The sequence below is a fragment of the Micromonospora sp. WMMD714 genome (genome assembly GCF_029581315.1).
In the GTDB taxonomy this organism is placed as follows: domain Bacteria; phylum Actinomycetota; class Actinomycetes; order Mycobacteriales; family Micromonosporaceae; genus Micromonospora; species Micromonospora rifamycinica.
The window spans coordinates 5,569,056-5,584,192 of sequence record NZ_CP120744.1 but is presented as its reverse complement, the minus strand read 5'-3'; the positions used below and the strand labels follow the sequence as shown (position 1 = coordinate 5,584,192).

Sequence of the window (15,137 nt, the reverse complement as noted above, 5' to 3'; positions counted from 1 at the left end):
CCGCAACCCTTCGGAGGTTCGGATGCTCCGCACGTTCGGCGTGGTGCTGGCGACCGCGACGCTGACCCTGGCCGGCTGGGCCGGCACCCTCACCGGTGCCCAGGCGCAGCCGGTGCTGTCGGCCACACCCACACCCGTGCCCACCCCCACCTACGCGTGCCCCCCGGCGCTGCCGGTCTCCGGTCAGTTCGTGTCGGCCAGCGCCACCAGCATCACCGTCCGGTACTCGATGATCATGACCCCGCCGTGCGGCTACAACCCGCCGATGACCCTGGTCCTCTTCGCCAGTCGGGAGGACGCGACGGCGTGGCTGAACCCGGTGGCCTCGGCGGTGTCCGGCCCGGAACGGCAGGGGGACATCACGGTCACCGGGCTGACCCCGGACAGCGAGTACTGGTACCGGTTCAGCGCCGGGGAGAAGCACGACCCGTACATCATCAACGGTCCGGTCCGGACGCTGCCGGCCGGGTCGGCGTCGTGCCGGGCGACGATCACCATCGACAACCGCTGGACCGGCGGGTACGCCGCCACGGTCACCGTGCGCAACACCGCCGAGGAGACGCTCAACGGCTGGCAGGTCACCTGGCGGTGGCTGGGCGACGAGCGCATCTCGGCCCTCTGGAACGGCGTGCTCGTCATCTCCGGTTCCGACGTCACGGTGCGCAACGCCTCGTGGAACGGGACGCTGGCCCCGGGCGGCAGCACGACGTTCGGCATGCTCGTCTGGACCAACTCGCCGGGTGCGCTGACGCTGAACTGCGGCCGGTGACCGTCGGCCGGTAGGCGACGGCCGTGCCGGCGCGCGGGCACACCGCACCGGACCGAGATCCGCAGCGGCGTGCCGCCGCCCACCCGGGTGGCGGCACGCCGTCGGTCCGGCCCGCCGCAGCGCGATCCGTCAGGCGGTCAGCGCCTGCGTGATCCGCGCGTACTCGGCGGCCATCTCCGGCTCGGCGAGGAAGTCGTCGAGCGCGGCCGAGACCCGGTGGTCGACCTCCTCCAGGGAGCGGATGGCGAGTTCGTACAGCTCGCCGCGCCGGTGCTCCTCCAGGTAGCTGGTCCAGTGTTCGAGGGCCGACAGGGCGACCACCAGGCCCGGGTCCATGTCGCCGTCGGCGAGGATGCCCTCGTCGATGCGGTCGAGGTGGCCCCGCAGCTCGGTCGCGTCGGCCGTGGCGATGCTCTCCCGCGCGGCGGTCAGCGCCGCCCGGGCATCCTCGTCCAGGTCGTCCTCGTCGGCCTCGTCGGCCAGGCCGGACGCCAGCACCCGGGTGACGGTCGCCTGTCCGAAGGCGTGCAGGGCGTCCTCGTCGGCCGCGTCGACCAGCTGACGGATGGCCGCTTCGCACTCGTCGTATCGCATCGCGCCAGGGTAGTGCCCGGCCGGCGGGGCGCCGACGGTGGCTGGTGCTGGCCGGCGGGGCGCCGACGGTGGCGGGTGCTGGCCGGCGGGGCGCCGACGGTGGCGGGTGCCGGCCGGGGGCGGTGAGCCCGGCCGGCATCGGCGACGCCTACGGCCGCCAGCGGATGTTCGGGTTCACCTGACCGGTCCAGTTGAAGATGGCCATGTTGTCCCACTGGTTGCCGGTGCCGTTGATGTTCGCCGGATCCCAGCCGTTGCCGGGCACCGCGTACCAGGTCGGCTCCCAGTAGAAGACCCCGATCGCACCGGCGTTGCGGGCGGTGTCCTGGACCCAGGAGAACTCGGTGGCCTGGCCGGTCCAGCTCGCCTGGTGACCCGCGCAGGGCTCGCCGCCGTTGATCGCGTTCGCCTCGTTGTCGGCGTTCGCGGCGGTGAACGGGTACGCCGTCTCGGTGAGCACCACCGGCTTGCCGTACCGGGAACGGACGTCGGTGATGACGTTGTAGAGGTTGGCCAGCGAGCCGTGCCACATGCAGTAGTACGACAGCGCGGTCAGGTCCCACTGCACGCCCTTGGCCCGGATGCCGTCGTAGAACCAGCGGGCGTGGTCCATGCTGTCCGCGTTCGCGGTGTGGATGATCACCTGGGTGCCGCCGTTGCACTGCTTCGTCGCCTGGTAGCCGGCCTTGAGCAGCAGGCTGAGGTTGGTGAAGTCGTTGTTGACGACCTTGCCGTCGTTCCAGAGCATGCCGACGTTGATCTCGTTGCCGATCTGCACGCTGTCCGGCGTGGTGCCCTGGTTGCGCAGGCTGGTGCAGACGTCGGAGGTGTAGTTGTAGACGTCGGTCTGCAGCTGGCCGATGCCGTGGTTGGCCCAGGCCGCCGGCTTGTACTGCTTGCCCGGGTCGGCCCAGGTGTCGGAGTAGTGGAAGTCGATCATCAGCTTGAGGCCCTTGGCCTTCACCGTCCTGGCGTACGCCAGCACCTTCTCCTTGTTGTTCCACCCGCTGGCCGGGTTGTTCCAGACCCGGAGCCGGACGTAGTTGACGCCGAGGCCCTTGAGGATGTCGAGCGGATCCCGGGCGGTGCCGCCGGCGTCGTAGTACCGCGCGCCGAGGTCCAGGCTGCGCTGCACGGAGGAGACGTCCGCGCCGAGCATGGTCAGGGTGTTCGCGGCCGAGGCCGGTGCCGGTGGGCCGAGCAGGGCGGCGGGCAGGGCGACCGCCGCGAGGAACGCGACGGCCCAGGCCCGCAGGCGGGCACGGTACGGAGTCATCCGGACCTCCTCGGTGGTGGGGTGGTGGTGGGGTGCCGCGCCGGTACGGTCGACCCGGCGACATAAATCGATGTTTGTGCATGACTATAGCGGGCTGTGCGTGGACCCGACGCGAAAGCGGGCCACCCGGGGACGCCCCGGATGACCCGCCCGCAGAGCCGCTGTCAGAGGTTCAGGCTCCAACTGTTGAGGTAGCCGGTGTCCAGGCTCGCCGCGTCCTGGACCCGCAGCTGCCAGCTCCCGTTCGCCGTCTCCGAGGAGAGGTTCACAGTGTACGTCTGGTCGATGTTGTCGGTGCTGCCCCCGGAGCGGTTCTGCAGCGTGTACACGCTGCCGTCCGGGGCGATCAGACTGACCACCAGGTCACCGATGTAGGTGTGCACGATGTGCACCTCGACCTTGCTCGCGGTCGACGGGGTCGCCGCGCAGCCGCTGATCACGATGGTGCTCTGCACCGTCGAGTTGTCGGCGATCGGCACGTCGGTGCCGTTGCTGCCGGAGCAGCCCGGCAGCCCGTTCACCGTCACGTTCAGCGTGGCCGTCCGGGCCACCGAGGGGGCGGTGCCCACCACCGTGATCGGCACCGTGCCGCTCCCGGCGGTCGCGGCGGCGGTGACCGTGACGGTGGTCGACCCACCGGCGGTGACCGACGACGGGCTGAACGACACGCTCACCCCGGCCGGCAGCGGCCCGGTCGAGAAGGTCACCGTCTCGGCGGTGCCCCGGATCACCGTGGTGGAGACCGTGGCGGTGCCCGAGCTGCCCGGGTCGAGGGTCAGCGTCGCCGGGGTGACCGCGACGGTGAAGTCGTTGGCGGCGCACGACTCGGTGCCGTTCACGTTCACCGCGGTCCAGGCGGCCATCACCGCCTTGTACTCGGTGCTGCACAGGCCGTACAGGTCGGTGGCGGCCGACAGGGTGTGCAGCCGCGCGGTGTTGGTCGGCTGGGCGGTGTTCACGTAACGGGTGTTCGAGACGAAGTACGCGTCCAGCGCCCGGAACCAGATCTTCTCCGCCTTCTCCCGGCCGATCCCGGTCACCGGCGGGGCCGACCCGCACAGCGGCGAGGTGCCGTACGGGGTCACCCCGGAGCCCTCGGCCAGGTTGAAGAAGAAGTGGTTGGCCACACCCGACGAGTAGTGCACGTCGAGGCTGTTGGTGCTGGTCGACCAGCAGCCGTGCGACGAGCCGTCCAGCGTCGGGTTGTACATGTACCGCAGCGGCGCGCCGGTGCCCCGGATGTCGATCTTCTCGCCGACCTCGTAGTCGCCGGGGTCGACCGGGGTGTCCGCGTAGAACTCCACCATGTTGCCGAAGATGTCGCTGGTGGCCTCGTTCAGGCCGCCGGACTCGCCGGAGTAGGTCAGGCCGCCGGGGACCACGTTCTCGGTGACGCCGTGGGACATCTCGTGCCCGGCCACGTCGAGGGCGACCAGCGGCTTGGCGTTGCCCGCGCCGTCGCCGTAGGTCATCTGCGCGCCGTCCCAGAAGGCGTTGACGTAGGCGTTGCCGTAGTGCACCCGGCTCGGCACGCCGGTCCCGTTGCCGAAGATGCCGTTGCGGCCGTGCACCTCGGTGAAGTAGTCGAAGGTGGTGGCCGCGCCGAAGTGCGCGTCGACCGCGGCGGACTGCCGGTTGGACGCCGCGCCGGTGCCCCACACGTTGTCGGCGTCGGTGAAGGTGGTGCAGGTCGAGGTGCCGTTGTTCATGTCGCAGGTGCGGCCGTTGCCCCGGGTCGGGTCGATCAGGCTGTAGGTCGCCCCGGACTGGGTGGTGTCGATCGAGACCGGGCCGGCGTAGATGCTGTTGCCGGTGCCGACGACGGACTCGATCTCGTCGTACGCGCCGATCCGCGCGCCGGTCAGGGCGTCGCTGATCACGTGCAGCCGGGAGGGGGTCTGCCCGTCCGGCGCCCACCCGGTGACCACGGTCTCCCAGGCGAGCCGCCCGGTGCCGCTGCTGGCGTCGACGAACAGCTCCGCCGCGCCGGTGCCGGTGACCCGGCCGGAGAACCCGGCGGTCGCCGCCTTGCGGGCCTCGGCGGCGCTGACCTTGGGAGTGGTGGCGAGGGTCAGCGGAGCGGCCAGGCCGACCGAGCTGCCGGCGTAGTCGCCGTCGGTCTCGGTGCGGATGACGAAGTCCCCGCCGTAGACGCGGAGCCCGTCGTACGTGCGGGTGTAGCGGACCGCGCCGCGGCCCTGGGCGTCCCGCCTGCTGCTGTGCACGGCGTAGCGGTCCTTCGCCGAGGCCCTGACGGCCCGGGTGTGCTCCTTCAGGGCGGCGTCGGCGGCGGCGACCAACGCCGGTGCGGGGTTGGTGGGCGGGGCGGCGGACGCGCTCGTGGTGCTGACCACGAGCCCGCTGCCGACCAGCACGGTGACGCCGGCCAGCGCTAGGGCTGATCTCAAACTGACCTCCCCAATCCGAGATGCTTTCGCATCCTTCGATAGGGGGATCATCGTCGGCCGGGGAGAGCCTGGGAAGACGGTTGTCGATGGATATTCATACCGAGTCGTCCATCCCGATGATGCTATGACCGAAGAGTTGTGCCGGGGGTGTTCCGTTCCGGTTAAGGATGGAACACCCCGGCAACGGTCCGGGCCGTCAGCGCAGGCCGGCGAACAGGTCGTCCTCGGGCAGTGCCGCCCCGGTGGTGTCGCGGACCCGCACGAAGGTCTCCAGCCCCATCAGCTCGACGAACCGCTCCTGGCCCATCCGCAGGAAGAAGATGTTCTCGGTCTGGCTGGCATGGGCGGCCAGCGCGTCGAACTTCTGCGCGCCGTGGCTGCTGGTGTCCACCCAGGTGGTGATCTCCTCGTCGGGCAGACCGAGCTGCGGTCCCGGCTCGTCCGCCGCGTCCGGCTCGGCCCAGTCGATGCCGAGCTCCTTCATCACCCGGCCGAACTCCGCGAACGCCTTCCGCGGGACGGTCGTCCAGTACACCTTCGCCGGGACGTCGGTCATCGCCACCGCGGCCATGGTGATCCGGTGGGCCTGGATGTGGTCCGGGTGGCCGTAGAAGCCGTTCTCGTCATAGGTGACCACCACGTCCGGCCGGTAACGGCGGATCAGCTCCGCCAGCCGGTCCGCCGCCTCCGCCACCGGCGTGGTCCAGAACGCGCCGGGCAGCTCGTTGGTCGGCCAGCCCATCATCCCGGAGTCGGCGTAACCGAGGGTCTCCAGGTGGGTGATCTTCAACGCCGCGCAGCTGGCCTCCAGCTCGCGCTGCCGCATGGCCACCACGGCGGCCGGATCGTGCCCCGCCTCGCCCGGCTTCACCCCGCCGGGTCCGTCGCCGCACCGGCCGTCGGTGCAGGTCACGAGCACTGTGGTGATGCCCTCCGCCGCATACCTGGCCAGCACGCCACCGGTGCTCGTCGCCTCGTCGTCGGGGTGCGCGTGTACCGCCATCAGGGTCAGACCTCGCTCAGCCATGCCCTCACCCTAGGCGTCCTGAGCGTCACCGGGGCGACGCGGGCGGGGAGCGCCGGCAGACAATGGACCCCATGACCACCACCTGGAATGTGCCGGGCCTTCCGTTCGCCGTGTCGCCGTCCCCCGAGACGGCGTGGACGGTCGCCGAGACCAGCGGCACGGTGACCGCCATGGCGACCCCGCACAGCGACATCTTCATCGATCCGGGCCCGGGCACCCCGCCCGACGTCGGGGCGACCCTCGACGCGCCGACCCTGCTCGGCCTCCCCCCGGACGGCGACTTCCAGGTCAGCGCGCGGGTCACCGTCGACTTCACCGCCACCTACGACGCGGGGGTGCTGCTGCTCTGGGTCGACGAGCGGCACTGGGGAAAGCTCTGCTTCGAGTTCTCCCCCGACGGCGAACCCATGATCGTCTCGGTGGTCGCCCGGGGGGTCGCCGACGACGCCAACGCCTTCGTCGTCGACACCCGGACGGTCTGGCTGCGGGTGTCCCGGGTCGACCACGCCTTCGCCTACCATGCCTCGGTCGACGGGCGGACCTGGCGGATGGTCCGGTACTTCACCGTGGACGGCGCGGCCACCGCGGCCACGATCGGCCTCGAGGCGCAGTCGCCGACCGGGGACGGCTGCCGGGTCACCTTCGACGACATCCGGTTCACCCGCGACCGGCTGGCCGACCTGCGCGACGGCTCCTGAGCCACCGCCCCGGCGGGCACCCGGTGGCGCGGGGCGGTGGGCGGGGCCTGCCCACCGCCGACCACACCGACCGGTTGCCCGCCACCTGAACTATCCTCTGTGGTGCGACGCCCGGACGGGGGAGCGGAACTCATGGCGTACGTTCTCGACACCGCCGACCTCCCACCCGGGGACCGGATCGAGGCCGTCTACACCGCGATGATGTACGCGTCCGCGCCCTGCCACGTCATCCACGAGGACCCCGACGGCGACATCTTCTGCCGGATGGAGCTGTGGGACCTGGGCGGCGCCAACATCTTCACCAGTCGCTCCTCGGGGATCCGGTTGTTGCGGACGGCTAAACTCGCCCGGCAGGACGCGATGCCGGTCGTCGCGCTGTCGGTTCAGCAGCACGCCCACGGCCACCTCGAACAGCACCGGCACCTCCAGGTGGTCCCGCCGGGCGAACTCCTCGCCGTCGACCTGTCCGGCCCCTACGACTACTCGTGGTCCGGCGCCGGGGCGGCCCGGTGCGTCCAGATCCCCAGCGACCAGCTCGGCCTGCCGATCGACGTCGTCCGGCAGGCCATCCACCGGTTGCGGGCCAGCCCGCTCTACCGGATGGTCACCGACCACATCGCGAACCTCACCCGGGAGCCGGCGCGGATCACGGCCGATCCGGCGGCGGCGATCGTCACCACCGCCACCATCGACCTGTCGCGGGCGCTGCTGGCCTCCGCCGGCCACGTCGAGCGGCTCACCAGCCAGGTGCTCGCCGAGACCCTGCTCACCCGGGTCCGTACCTATGTCCGGCAGCACCTGGCCGATCCCGACCTCACACCGGGCCGTATCGCGGCCGCACACAACGTGTCCCTGCGCCAGCTGTACAAGGTGTGCGCGGAGGCCGACATCAGCCTCGAACAGTGGATCATCAGCGAGCGGCTCCAGCGCGCGTGGCACGACCTCCGGCAGCCGCACCACCGGCGGCTGCCGGTCGCCGTGATCGCCCGTCGCTGGGGGTTCCGGGATCCGACCCACTTCGCCCGCCGGTTCAAGGCTCGGTACGGCGTCTCACCGGGCCAGTGGCGGCGGCTGCCCGAGCAGGATCCGACCCGCTGATCGTGCACGGTGGGAAACAGCCGTGCACGCAGGGCCGGTCCCACCCCGAGCGGTGGGCGCTACGTTTTCCATCGCCAGCTGCGGATGGGGAAAACCATGCTCGTTCTCGACACCCGGTCACTGCCGGCCGGCGACCGCGCCGAGGCGTTCCAGGCCACGGTCAGCGCCAACTGCTCGTCCAGCATGGCGTCGTTCGAGAATCCGGACACGATCCGGGCCCGGATGACCGTCTCGGACTTCGGCCCGGCGAAGGTCTTCAACATCGACGCCTCGGGTGTCACGCTGCGCCGTACGCCGCGCATCTCGCGGTCCTCCACCGAGTCGTCCATCGTGTTGGCCCTGCCGGTACGCACCGAGAACCAACTCACCTGGGCGCGGGAGGAACGACTGTTCGGTCCCCGGGACCTGATGCTGGTCGACCTGTCCCTACCCTACGTCTACGGATGGCGGGGCGGCGGGGCCTCCTACGCGCTGCACGTCGACGTGGACCACCTGGGTCTTCCCCGGGACATGATCCACGCCGCGGCCCGGGAACCCCGCCGTAGCCCGCTCTACGAGCTGGTGCGTGACCACGTGGCCCGGGTGACGACCCAGGCCGAGCAGTTGGCCGCCACCGCCGCCGCGCCCGAACTCGGGGTCGCCTCCGCCGAGCTGATGCGGGCGCTGGTGGTCTCCGCCGCCGGCGGGAGCCGGCGGCTGCGCGACACGATGCACTCCTCGATGCAGGCCCGCGTCGAGGCGTACATCCGGGCCAACCTGCGCGATCCCGATCTCAGCCCGGCCCGGATCGCCGCCGCCAACGCCATGTCCCTGCGCGCCCTCTACACGTTGTACGAGAGCATGGGGCAGAGCCTGGAACAGTCGATCATCGAGCAGCGGCTACGCGGTGCCCGTGCCGACCTGACCGCCTCGCACCGGCGGTTCACCTCCATCGCCGCGGTCGCCCGGGCCTGGGGCTTCGCCAACCCGAGCTTCTTCTCCAGCAGGTTCCGCCGGGCCTTCGGCGTCTCACCCCGGCAACTGGTCGCGGCGACCGCCGCGGCCGCGGAGCCCACCGCCGTCCGACCGGGACGCGACCGCGGGCCGGCCGGCGCCGACGGTGTGCGCTGACACGACAGAGCCGTGCGTCGTCAGCACACTGTGGACAGCGCGCCGGTGCGACATTGCTCACCTGGCCGGCCGGACGGTGGCCGGCATGGTGAGGAGCAAGGAGTTCCGATGTTCAGATCCACGTGGAGACGATCGTGGGCGGCCCTGGTCGCGGTGGTCGTGCTGGTGCTCGGCGCGGCCGGTTCCGCCGCTGCGGGCCGCGGCGGCGACAGCGGCCCGAAGCCCACGGTCGTGCTCGTGCACGGCGCGTTCGCCGACGCCTCCGGCTGGTCCGGCGTCGCGGGCAACCTGACGCGCCGGGGCTACCCGGTGCTCGCGCCGGCGAACCCGCTGCGCGGTGTCGACACCGACACCGCCTACCTGCGCAGCGTCCTGGCCACCGTGGACGGCCCGGTGGTGCTGGTCGGCCACTCCTACGGCGGGTTCGTGCTCACCAACGCGGCCTCCGGCAACCCGAACGTGAAAGCTCTGGTCTACGTCGCCGCGTTCGCGCCGGACGCCGGTGACACGGTCGGCGGCCTGTCCAGCCGCTTCCCCGGCAGTCTGCTCGGCCCGGAGGCGCTCGACGTCCGCCCCTACCCCGGCGGCAACGACGGATACCTCAAGGCCTCCCTGTTCCGGGAGGTGTTCGCCGCCGACGTGTCGGCCCGCACCACGGCGGTCATGGCCGCCACCCAGCGGCCGTCCGAACTGGCCACCCTCGGCCAGCCCGCCGGTGAGCCGGCCTGGCGGACCATCCCGACCTGGACCCTGGTCGCCCGGGACGACCGGGTCATCCCGGCCGCCGCCCAGCGGTTCATGGCGCAGCGGGCGCACGCCCGGACGACCGAGGTGACGGCCTCCCACGTCGTCATGGTCTCCCAACCCGACCGCACCACCGACGTCATCCTCGCCGCGATCCGGGGGGTCTCCTGATGCCGTACGTGACCACCGCCGACGACGCCCTGATCTTCTACAAGGACTGGGGGGCCGGACGTCCGGTCGTGCTCAGCCACGGCTGGCCGCTGAACGCCGACAGTTGGGAGGCCCAGGCGCTCTTCCTGGCCGGCAACGGCTTCCGGGTCGTCGCCCACGACCGCCGCGGGCACGGCCGGTCCACCCAGACCTGGCACGGCAACGAGATGGACACCTACGCCGACGACCTGGCCACCCTGCTCGACGCGCTGGACCTGCGGGACGTCACCCTCGTCGGCTTCTCCACCGGCGGCGGTGAGGTGGCCCGGTACGTCGGCCGGCACGGCACCGCCCGGGTCGCGCAGGTCGTGCTCGTCTCGGCCGTGCCCCCGTTCATGCTGCGGACGCCGGACAACCCGCAGGGCGTACCGGCGGACGTGTTCGACGCCATCCGGGCCGGTTCGCTCGCCGACCGCTCGCAGCTCTACCGCGACCTGGCCGACGGGCCGTTCTTCGGCAACAACCGGCCCGGCGCGGACGTCTCGGCCGGTATCCGGGACGCGTTCTGGTTGCAGTCGATGGCCGCCGGGCACCGCAACGCCTACGAGTGCATCGCCGCGTTCTCGGCCACCGACTTCCGGACCGACCTCGACGCGATCGACGTGCCGACCCTGGTCATCCACGGCGACGACGACCAGATCGTGCCGTTCCCGGTGGGCGGCCGGGCCTCCGCCGCGCGGATTCCCCATGCCCGGTTGCTGGTCTATCCGGGTGCGCCGCACGGGATCACCGACACCCACCGCGAACAGCTCGGCCGCGACCTGCTCGACTTCCTGTCCGGAAAGGACGCCTGACATGGCACCCGACACCATCGTGCTCGTGCACGGCTTCTGGGTCACCCCGCGCAGCTGGGAGCACTGGATCCGCCACTACGAGGCCCGCGGCTTCCGGGTCCTCGCCCCCGCGTACCCCGGCTACGAGGTGGAGGTCGAGGCGCTCAACGCGGATCCGACGCCGATCCTGCGCTCCACCGTGCCGCAGATCATCGACCACTACGAGAGCATCATCCGGGAGCTGCCCACCCGGCCGATCATCATCGGGCACTCCGCCGGTGGCGCGTTCACCCAGATCCTGCTCGACCACGGCTTCGGCGCGGCCGGGGTGGCGATGAACTCGGCACCCACCGAGGGTGTCCGGGTGGTGCCCCTGTCCCAGGTGAAGTCGACGTTCCCGGTGCTCAAGAGCCCGGCGAACCGGCACCGGGCGGTGCCGCTGACGTTCGAGCAGTGGCAGTACGCCTTCACCAACACCTTCAGCGAGGAGGAGGGCCGGGCGCTGTGGCGGCGGTACGCCATCCCGGCCAACGGCGGCATCCTCTGGGGCAGCGTGCTGGCCAACTTCCAGCCCGGTCACCAGGACACCTGGGTCGACTACCACAACGACGACCGCGCGCCGCTGCTGTTCGTCTCCGGCTCGGAGGACCACATCATGCCGCCGGCGGTCCAGGAGTCGAACGCCCGGCACTACCGGTCGCAGACCGTCACCGAACGCCGGGAGTACGAGGGTTACGCCCACCTGCTGCCGGCGCAGCAGGGCTGGGAGAAGATCGCCGACGAGGTGCTCGACTGGGCGCTGCGGCACGCCCGGTGACCGAACTGCGGATCACCCATGTCGGCGGGCCGACGACGCTGGTCGAGGTGGCCGGCTGGCGGATCCTGACCGACCCGACGTTCGACGTCCCCGGCCGGACCTACCGGTTCGGCTGGGGCACCGCGTCCCGCAAGCTGACCGGCCCGGCCGTCCCGGTGGACTCCCTGGGCCACCTCGACGCGGTGCTGCTGACCCACGACCACCACGGCGACAACCTCGACGACGCCGGGCGGGCGCTGCTGCCCTCGGTCGGCCGGGTCGTCACCACCGTCGCCGGTGCCCGCCGCCTCGGCGGACCGGCCAGCGGACTACGGGCGTGGGACAGCACCGAACTCGCCGCGCCAGGCCGGCCGACCATCGAGGTGACCGCGACCCCGTGCCGGCACGGGCCGCCGCTGAGCCGCCCGGTGGCCGGTGAGGTGACCGGTTTCGTGCTGCGGTGGCCGGGGCAGCGGCACGGTGCCCTCTGGTTCACCGGGGACACGGTGCTGTACCGGGGGGTACGGCAGGTGGCCGAGCGGTTCACCGTCGGCACCATGGTGCTGCACCTGGGCGCGGTGCGGTTCGGGCTGACCGGGCCGCTGCGTTACACCATGAGCGCCACCGAGGGCGTCGAACTGTGCACCCTGGTGGGGGCGCACACGGTGCTGCCGGTGCACTACGAGGGCTGGGGCCATTTCACCGAGGGACGACCGGCCGTCGAGGCCGCGTTCGACGCCGCACCGGAGGCGGTCCGGCGCAGCCTGCGCTGGTTGACCCCGGGCGAGGCCACCAGCCTGCGGGTCTGATCGGAACCCCGGCGCCGGCACCCCGGCCGGCGCCGGGCCGAGCGGCCGGGGTGTTCAGCCGACCCGGACGCCCAGCGGGTCGGCGAGCAGCCGGGCGAAGCCGAGTTCCGCCGCGCCGACCAGGGTGGCGTCGTCGCCGAGGGCGCAGACCCGTAGTTGGGCCCGGGTCCGGGAGACCGGCAGGACGTTGGCGGCGATCCTCCGCTGGACGTGGGGGGCCGCGCCCCGGTACACCTCGCGCAGCACGCCGCCGAAGACCACCATGCCGGGGTTGAACAGGTTGATCACGTTCGCCACCCCGATGCCCAGCCAGTCGCCGACGGTCCGCAGCGCGTCGCGGGCCGCCGGCTCGCCGCGACCGGCCGCCTCGACCACCTCGCGGACCGCGTCCCGGCCGATCAGGTCGGCGGGCCGACCGGCGGCGTCGAGCAGCGCCCGCTCGCCGACCTCCGCCTCCATGCAGCCGCGTGAGCCGCACCCGCAGGGCCTGCCGTCGTACGGGTTGACCAGCATGTGGCCCACCTCGGAGCCGTACCCGCCGTCACCGCCGAGCAGTTCGCCGCCCACGATGATCCCGCCACCGACCCCGACGTCGCCGTGCAGGTAGACCAGGTTCCGCACCCCGACGCCCACGCCGCGCTGGTGCTCGGCCAGCGCGCCCAGGTGCGCCTCGTTGCCGACCAGCACCGGCAGGCCGAGATCGAGCCGACGCTCCAGTTCCGCGCCGAACGCCTGGTCCACCCAGCCCAGGTCCGGGCCGAACCGCACCATCCCGTCGCCGGGCCGGATCATCCCGCAGTACGACGCGCCGACCCCCGCGCAGACCGCCCCCTCGGCCGCCGACCGGTGCAGCTGACGCCCCAGGTCGGCCAGCACCCCCACCACGGTCTCCAGGTCGACCCCCGCCCGGGTCCGGTGCGCCTCCCGGCGGTCCTGGATCTCCCCGCCCAACCCCACCCGGGCGGCCACCAGCCGGTCCACCGCGATGTCGAAGGCGAGCACGTACACCCGGTCGGACGCCGGCCGGACCACCAGGGACGGTCGCCCGGCCCGGCCGGTCAGCTCGGGGAAGCCCTCGCGCACCAGCCCGGCCGCGACCAGCTCCGAGGTGAGCGCCAGGACGGTGCTGCGGTTGACGCCCAGCCACTCGGCCAGCCCGGCGCGGGACACCGGCCCGCCGAGGTGCACCCGCCGCAGCAGCGCCCCCAGGCTCCGGCGGCGGCTGTCCCCCGGCGGCTGCCCGTCCACGGTCGGACTCTTCGGCATCACGAGACGGACCCTGTCGATCGGTGGCTGACGGCCCGTCGAGCGTAGTTGCCGGTGCCCCGGTGGGTCACCTCGCGCCCCGGCCCGGGGCCGCGTGCCGGTCGCGGCGCGCGGCCTCGGGCCGGGGGAGCGGTCAGCCGTCGATCCGGGTGATGTTGCGGATCTTGTTGGCCGCGTCCAGGGCGGCGACCTTGTACGCCTCGGACAGCGTCGGGTAGTTGAACACCGTGTCGATCAGGTAGTCGACCGTCCCACCGCAGCCCATCACCGTCTGCCCGATGTGGACGATCTCGGTCGCGCCGGTGCCGAACACGTGTACGCCGAGCAGCCGACCGTCCTGCGGGGAGACGAGCAGCTTCAACATGCCGTACGAGTCGCCGACGATCTGCCCCCGGGCCAGTTCGCGGTAGCGGGCGATGCCGACCTCGAACGGGGTCGCGCTGTTGGTCAGCTCGTCCTCGGTCTTCCCGACGAAGCTGATCTCCGGGATCGTGTAGATGCCAATCGGCTGCAGCTCCTGGAGTTCGCGTACCGGCTCCCCGCACGCGTGTAGCGCCGCCATCCGGCCTTGCTCCATCGAGGTGGACGCCAGCGCCGGGAAGCCGATCACGTCACCCACCGCGTAGATGTGCTCCACGCTGGTGCGGTAGTGCTCGTCCACCGCGATCCGGCCGCGCTTGTCGGCCTCCAGCCCGGCCGCGTCGAGGGCGAGGTTGTCGGTCTGTCCCTGCCGGCCGGCGGAGTACATGACCGTGTCGGCGACGATCTTCTTACCGCTCTTGAGGATGCACAGCGCCGCCGTCTGGTGCTTCTCCACCGCGGCGACCTCCTCGCCGAAGCGGAACGTCACCGACAGGTCACGCAGGTGGTACTTGAGTGACTCGACGATCTCCTCGTCACAGAAGTCGAGCATCGCGTCACGGCGTTCCACCACTGTCACCTTGGTGCCGAGCGCGGCGAACATGGAGGCGTACTCCATGCCGATCACGCCCGCGCCGACCACCACCATGCTGCGCGGCACCGCCTGGAGGTTGATCACCCCGTCGGAGTCGACGATCGTGCGGTCGTCGAAGTCGACGCTGTCCGGCCGGGCCGGACGGGTGCCCGCCGCGATGACGATCTTGTCGAAAGTGATCTTCGACTCGTGCCCGGAGCCGCCGTCCACCCAGATCGAGTGCGGGTCGGCGAACCGGCCGGTGCCGGTGATCAGCGCGACCCGGTTACGGGCCAGCTGGTTGCGGATGACGTCGGTCTGCCGGTTGATCACGTGTTGCGTCCGGGCGGCCAGGTCGCCGACCGTGATCTCCTCCTTGACCCGGTAGCTGCTGCCGTACAGGTCCCGCTGACTGAGGCCGGTCAGGTAGAGCACGGCCTCGCGGAGCGTCTTGGAGGGGACGGTGCCGGTGTTGATGCACACCCCACCGATCATGTCGCGGCGGTCCACGATGCCGACCCGCCTACCGAGCTTCGCGGCGGCGATGGCCGCCTTCTGACCGCTGGGCCCGGAGCCCAGCACCAACAGGTCGTAGTCATACACGGCTCCTAGCCTCGCAAGCAGG

At 71.8% G+C, this 15,137-nt stretch carries 14 protein-coding genes; 8 read left to right on the top strand and 6 right to left on the bottom strand.

Features of this window, described 5'->3' with window-relative positions; genetic code table 11:
* Positions 1-22 precede the first annotated feature (22 nt).
* On the top strand, positions 23-769 hold the full coding sequence (locus O7625_RS23855; RefSeq protein ID WP_067306839.1) for a cellulose binding domain-containing protein: 747 nt from the start codon (positions 23-25) through the stop codon (positions 767-769).
* 129 nt (positions 770-898) lie between these two features.
* On the opposite strand, the gene O7625_RS23850 is transcribed toward O7625_RS23855, so the two are convergent.
* The 4 genes from O7625_RS23850 to O7625_RS23835 form a co-directional block, all read right to left on the bottom strand.
* Positions 899-1,363 carry a hypothetical protein gene (locus O7625_RS23850; RefSeq protein WP_282341694.1) on the bottom strand — a complete coding sequence of 155 codons (465 nt, stop codon included), beginning with the start codon at positions 1,361-1,363 and terminating at the stop codon, positions 899-901.
* Positions 1,364-1,511: 148 nt separating this feature from the next.
* Complete coding sequence (locus O7625_RS23845; protein ID WP_282265455.1) at positions 1,512-2,639, bottom strand: glycosyl hydrolase 53 family protein; 1,128 nt, start codon at positions 2,637-2,639, stop codon at positions 1,512-1,514.
* 164 nt (positions 2,640-2,803) lie between these two features.
* Positions 2,804-5,047: a M4 family metallopeptidase gene (locus O7625_RS23840; RefSeq protein ID WP_282341692.1), complete on the bottom strand. Its 2,244-nt coding sequence runs from the start codon at positions 5,045-5,047 to the stop codon at positions 2,804-2,806.
* 196 nt (positions 5,048-5,243) lie between these two features.
* Positions 5,244-6,074: a PIG-L family deacetylase gene (locus O7625_RS23835; RefSeq protein WP_282341690.1), complete on the bottom strand. Its 831-nt coding sequence runs from the start codon at positions 6,072-6,074 to the stop codon at positions 5,244-5,246.
* Between the two features lie 71 nt (positions 6,075-6,145).
* On the opposite strand from O7625_RS23835, the gene O7625_RS23830 reads away from it, so the two are divergent.
* From O7625_RS23830 to O7625_RS23800, 7 genes are all read left to right on the top strand, one after another.
* Positions 6,146-6,772: a DUF1349 domain-containing protein gene (locus O7625_RS23830; protein WP_282341688.1), complete on the top strand. Its 627-nt coding sequence runs from the start codon at positions 6,146-6,148 to the stop codon at positions 6,770-6,772.
* A 132-nt stretch (positions 6,773-6,904) separates the two neighbouring features.
* The gene (locus O7625_RS23825; RefSeq protein ID WP_282341687.1) at positions 6,905-7,870 is read left to right on the top strand and encodes a helix-turn-helix domain-containing protein; all 966 of its coding nucleotides are present in this window, start codon (positions 6,905-6,907) and stop codon (positions 7,868-7,870) included.
* Positions 7,871-7,966: 96 nt separating this feature from the next.
* Entirely contained in the window at positions 7,967-8,980 is a 1,014-nt protein-coding gene (locus O7625_RS23820) for a helix-turn-helix domain-containing protein (RefSeq protein ID WP_282341684.1), read from the top strand.
* A 108-nt stretch (positions 8,981-9,088) separates the two neighbouring features.
* Positions 9,089-9,895 (top strand): alpha/beta hydrolase, encoded by an 807-nt coding sequence (locus O7625_RS23815; protein ID WP_282341683.1) that lies wholly within the window; start codon positions 9,089-9,091, stop codon positions 9,893-9,895.
* A complete protein-coding gene (locus O7625_RS23810) occupies positions 9,895-10,728 on the top strand; it encodes an alpha/beta hydrolase (protein WP_282341682.1) in 834 nt (277 codons plus the stop codon). Before O7625_RS23815 ends, O7625_RS23810 begins: the two co-directional genes overlap by 1 nt.
* Position 10,729: 1 nt before the next feature.
* On the top strand, positions 10,730-11,524 hold the full coding sequence (locus O7625_RS23805; protein WP_282341680.1) for an alpha/beta hydrolase: 795 nt from the start codon (positions 10,730-10,732) through the stop codon (positions 11,522-11,524).
* Positions 11,521-12,312: an MBL fold metallo-hydrolase gene (locus tag O7625_RS23800; RefSeq protein WP_282341678.1), complete on the top strand. Its 792-nt coding sequence runs from the start codon at positions 11,521-11,523 to the stop codon at positions 12,310-12,312. Before O7625_RS23805 ends, O7625_RS23800 begins: the two co-directional genes overlap by 4 nt.
* A gap of 54 nt (positions 12,313-12,366) precedes the next feature.
* Here the strand turns inward: O7625_RS23800 and O7625_RS23795 are convergent, their stop codons facing one another.
* Together O7625_RS23795 and sthA are read right to left on the bottom strand one after the other, a co-directional pair.
* A complete protein-coding gene (locus tag O7625_RS23795) occupies positions 12,367-13,578 on the bottom strand; it encodes an ROK family protein (protein ID WP_282341677.1) in 1,212 nt (403 codons plus the stop codon).
* A gap of 133 nt (positions 13,579-13,711) precedes the next feature.
* Positions 13,712-15,115: a Si-specific NAD(P)(+) transhydrogenase gene (sthA, locus tag O7625_RS23790; RefSeq protein WP_282265434.1), complete on the bottom strand. Its 1,404-nt coding sequence runs from the start codon at positions 15,113-15,115 to the stop codon at positions 13,712-13,714.
* Positions 15,116-15,137: the final 22 nt, after the last annotated feature.

Coding starts and splice junctions, on each gene's coding strand:
- O7625_RS23855 (WP_067306839.1), top strand. CDS start 23: ATGCTCCGCACGTTCGGCGTGGTGCTGGCGACCGCGACGCTGACCCTG.
- O7625_RS23850 (WP_282341694.1), bottom strand. CDS start 1,363: ATGCGATACGACGAGTGCGAAGCGGCCATCCGTCAGCTGGTCGACGCG.
- O7625_RS23845 (WP_282265455.1), bottom strand. CDS start 2,639: ATGACTCCGTACCGTGCCCGCCTGCGGGCCTGGGCCGTCGCGTTCCTC.
- O7625_RS23835 (WP_282341690.1), bottom strand. CDS start 6,074: ATGGCTGAGCGAGGTCTGACCCTGATGGCGGTACACGCGCACCCCGAC.
- O7625_RS23830 (WP_282341688.1), top strand. CDS start 6,146: ATGACCACCACCTGGAATGTGCCGGGCCTTCCGTTCGCCGTGTCGCCG.
- O7625_RS23825 (WP_282341687.1), top strand. CDS start 6,905: ATGGCGTACGTTCTCGACACCGCCGACCTCCCACCCGGGGACCGGATC.
- O7625_RS23820 (WP_282341684.1), top strand. CDS start 7,967: ATGCTCGTTCTCGACACCCGGTCACTGCCGGCCGGCGACCGCGCCGAG.
- O7625_RS23815 (WP_282341683.1), top strand. CDS start 9,089: ATGTTCAGATCCACGTGGAGACGATCGTGGGCGGCCCTGGTCGCGGTG.
- O7625_RS23810 (WP_282341682.1), top strand. CDS start 9,895: ATGCCGTACGTGACCACCGCCGACGACGCCCTGATCTTCTACAAGGAC.
- O7625_RS23805 (WP_282341680.1), top strand. CDS start 10,730: ATGGCACCCGACACCATCGTGCTCGTGCACGGCTTCTGGGTCACCCCG.
- O7625_RS23795 (WP_282341677.1), bottom strand. CDS start 13,578: ATGCCGAAGAGTCCGACCGTGGACGGGCAGCCGCCGGGGGACAGCCGC.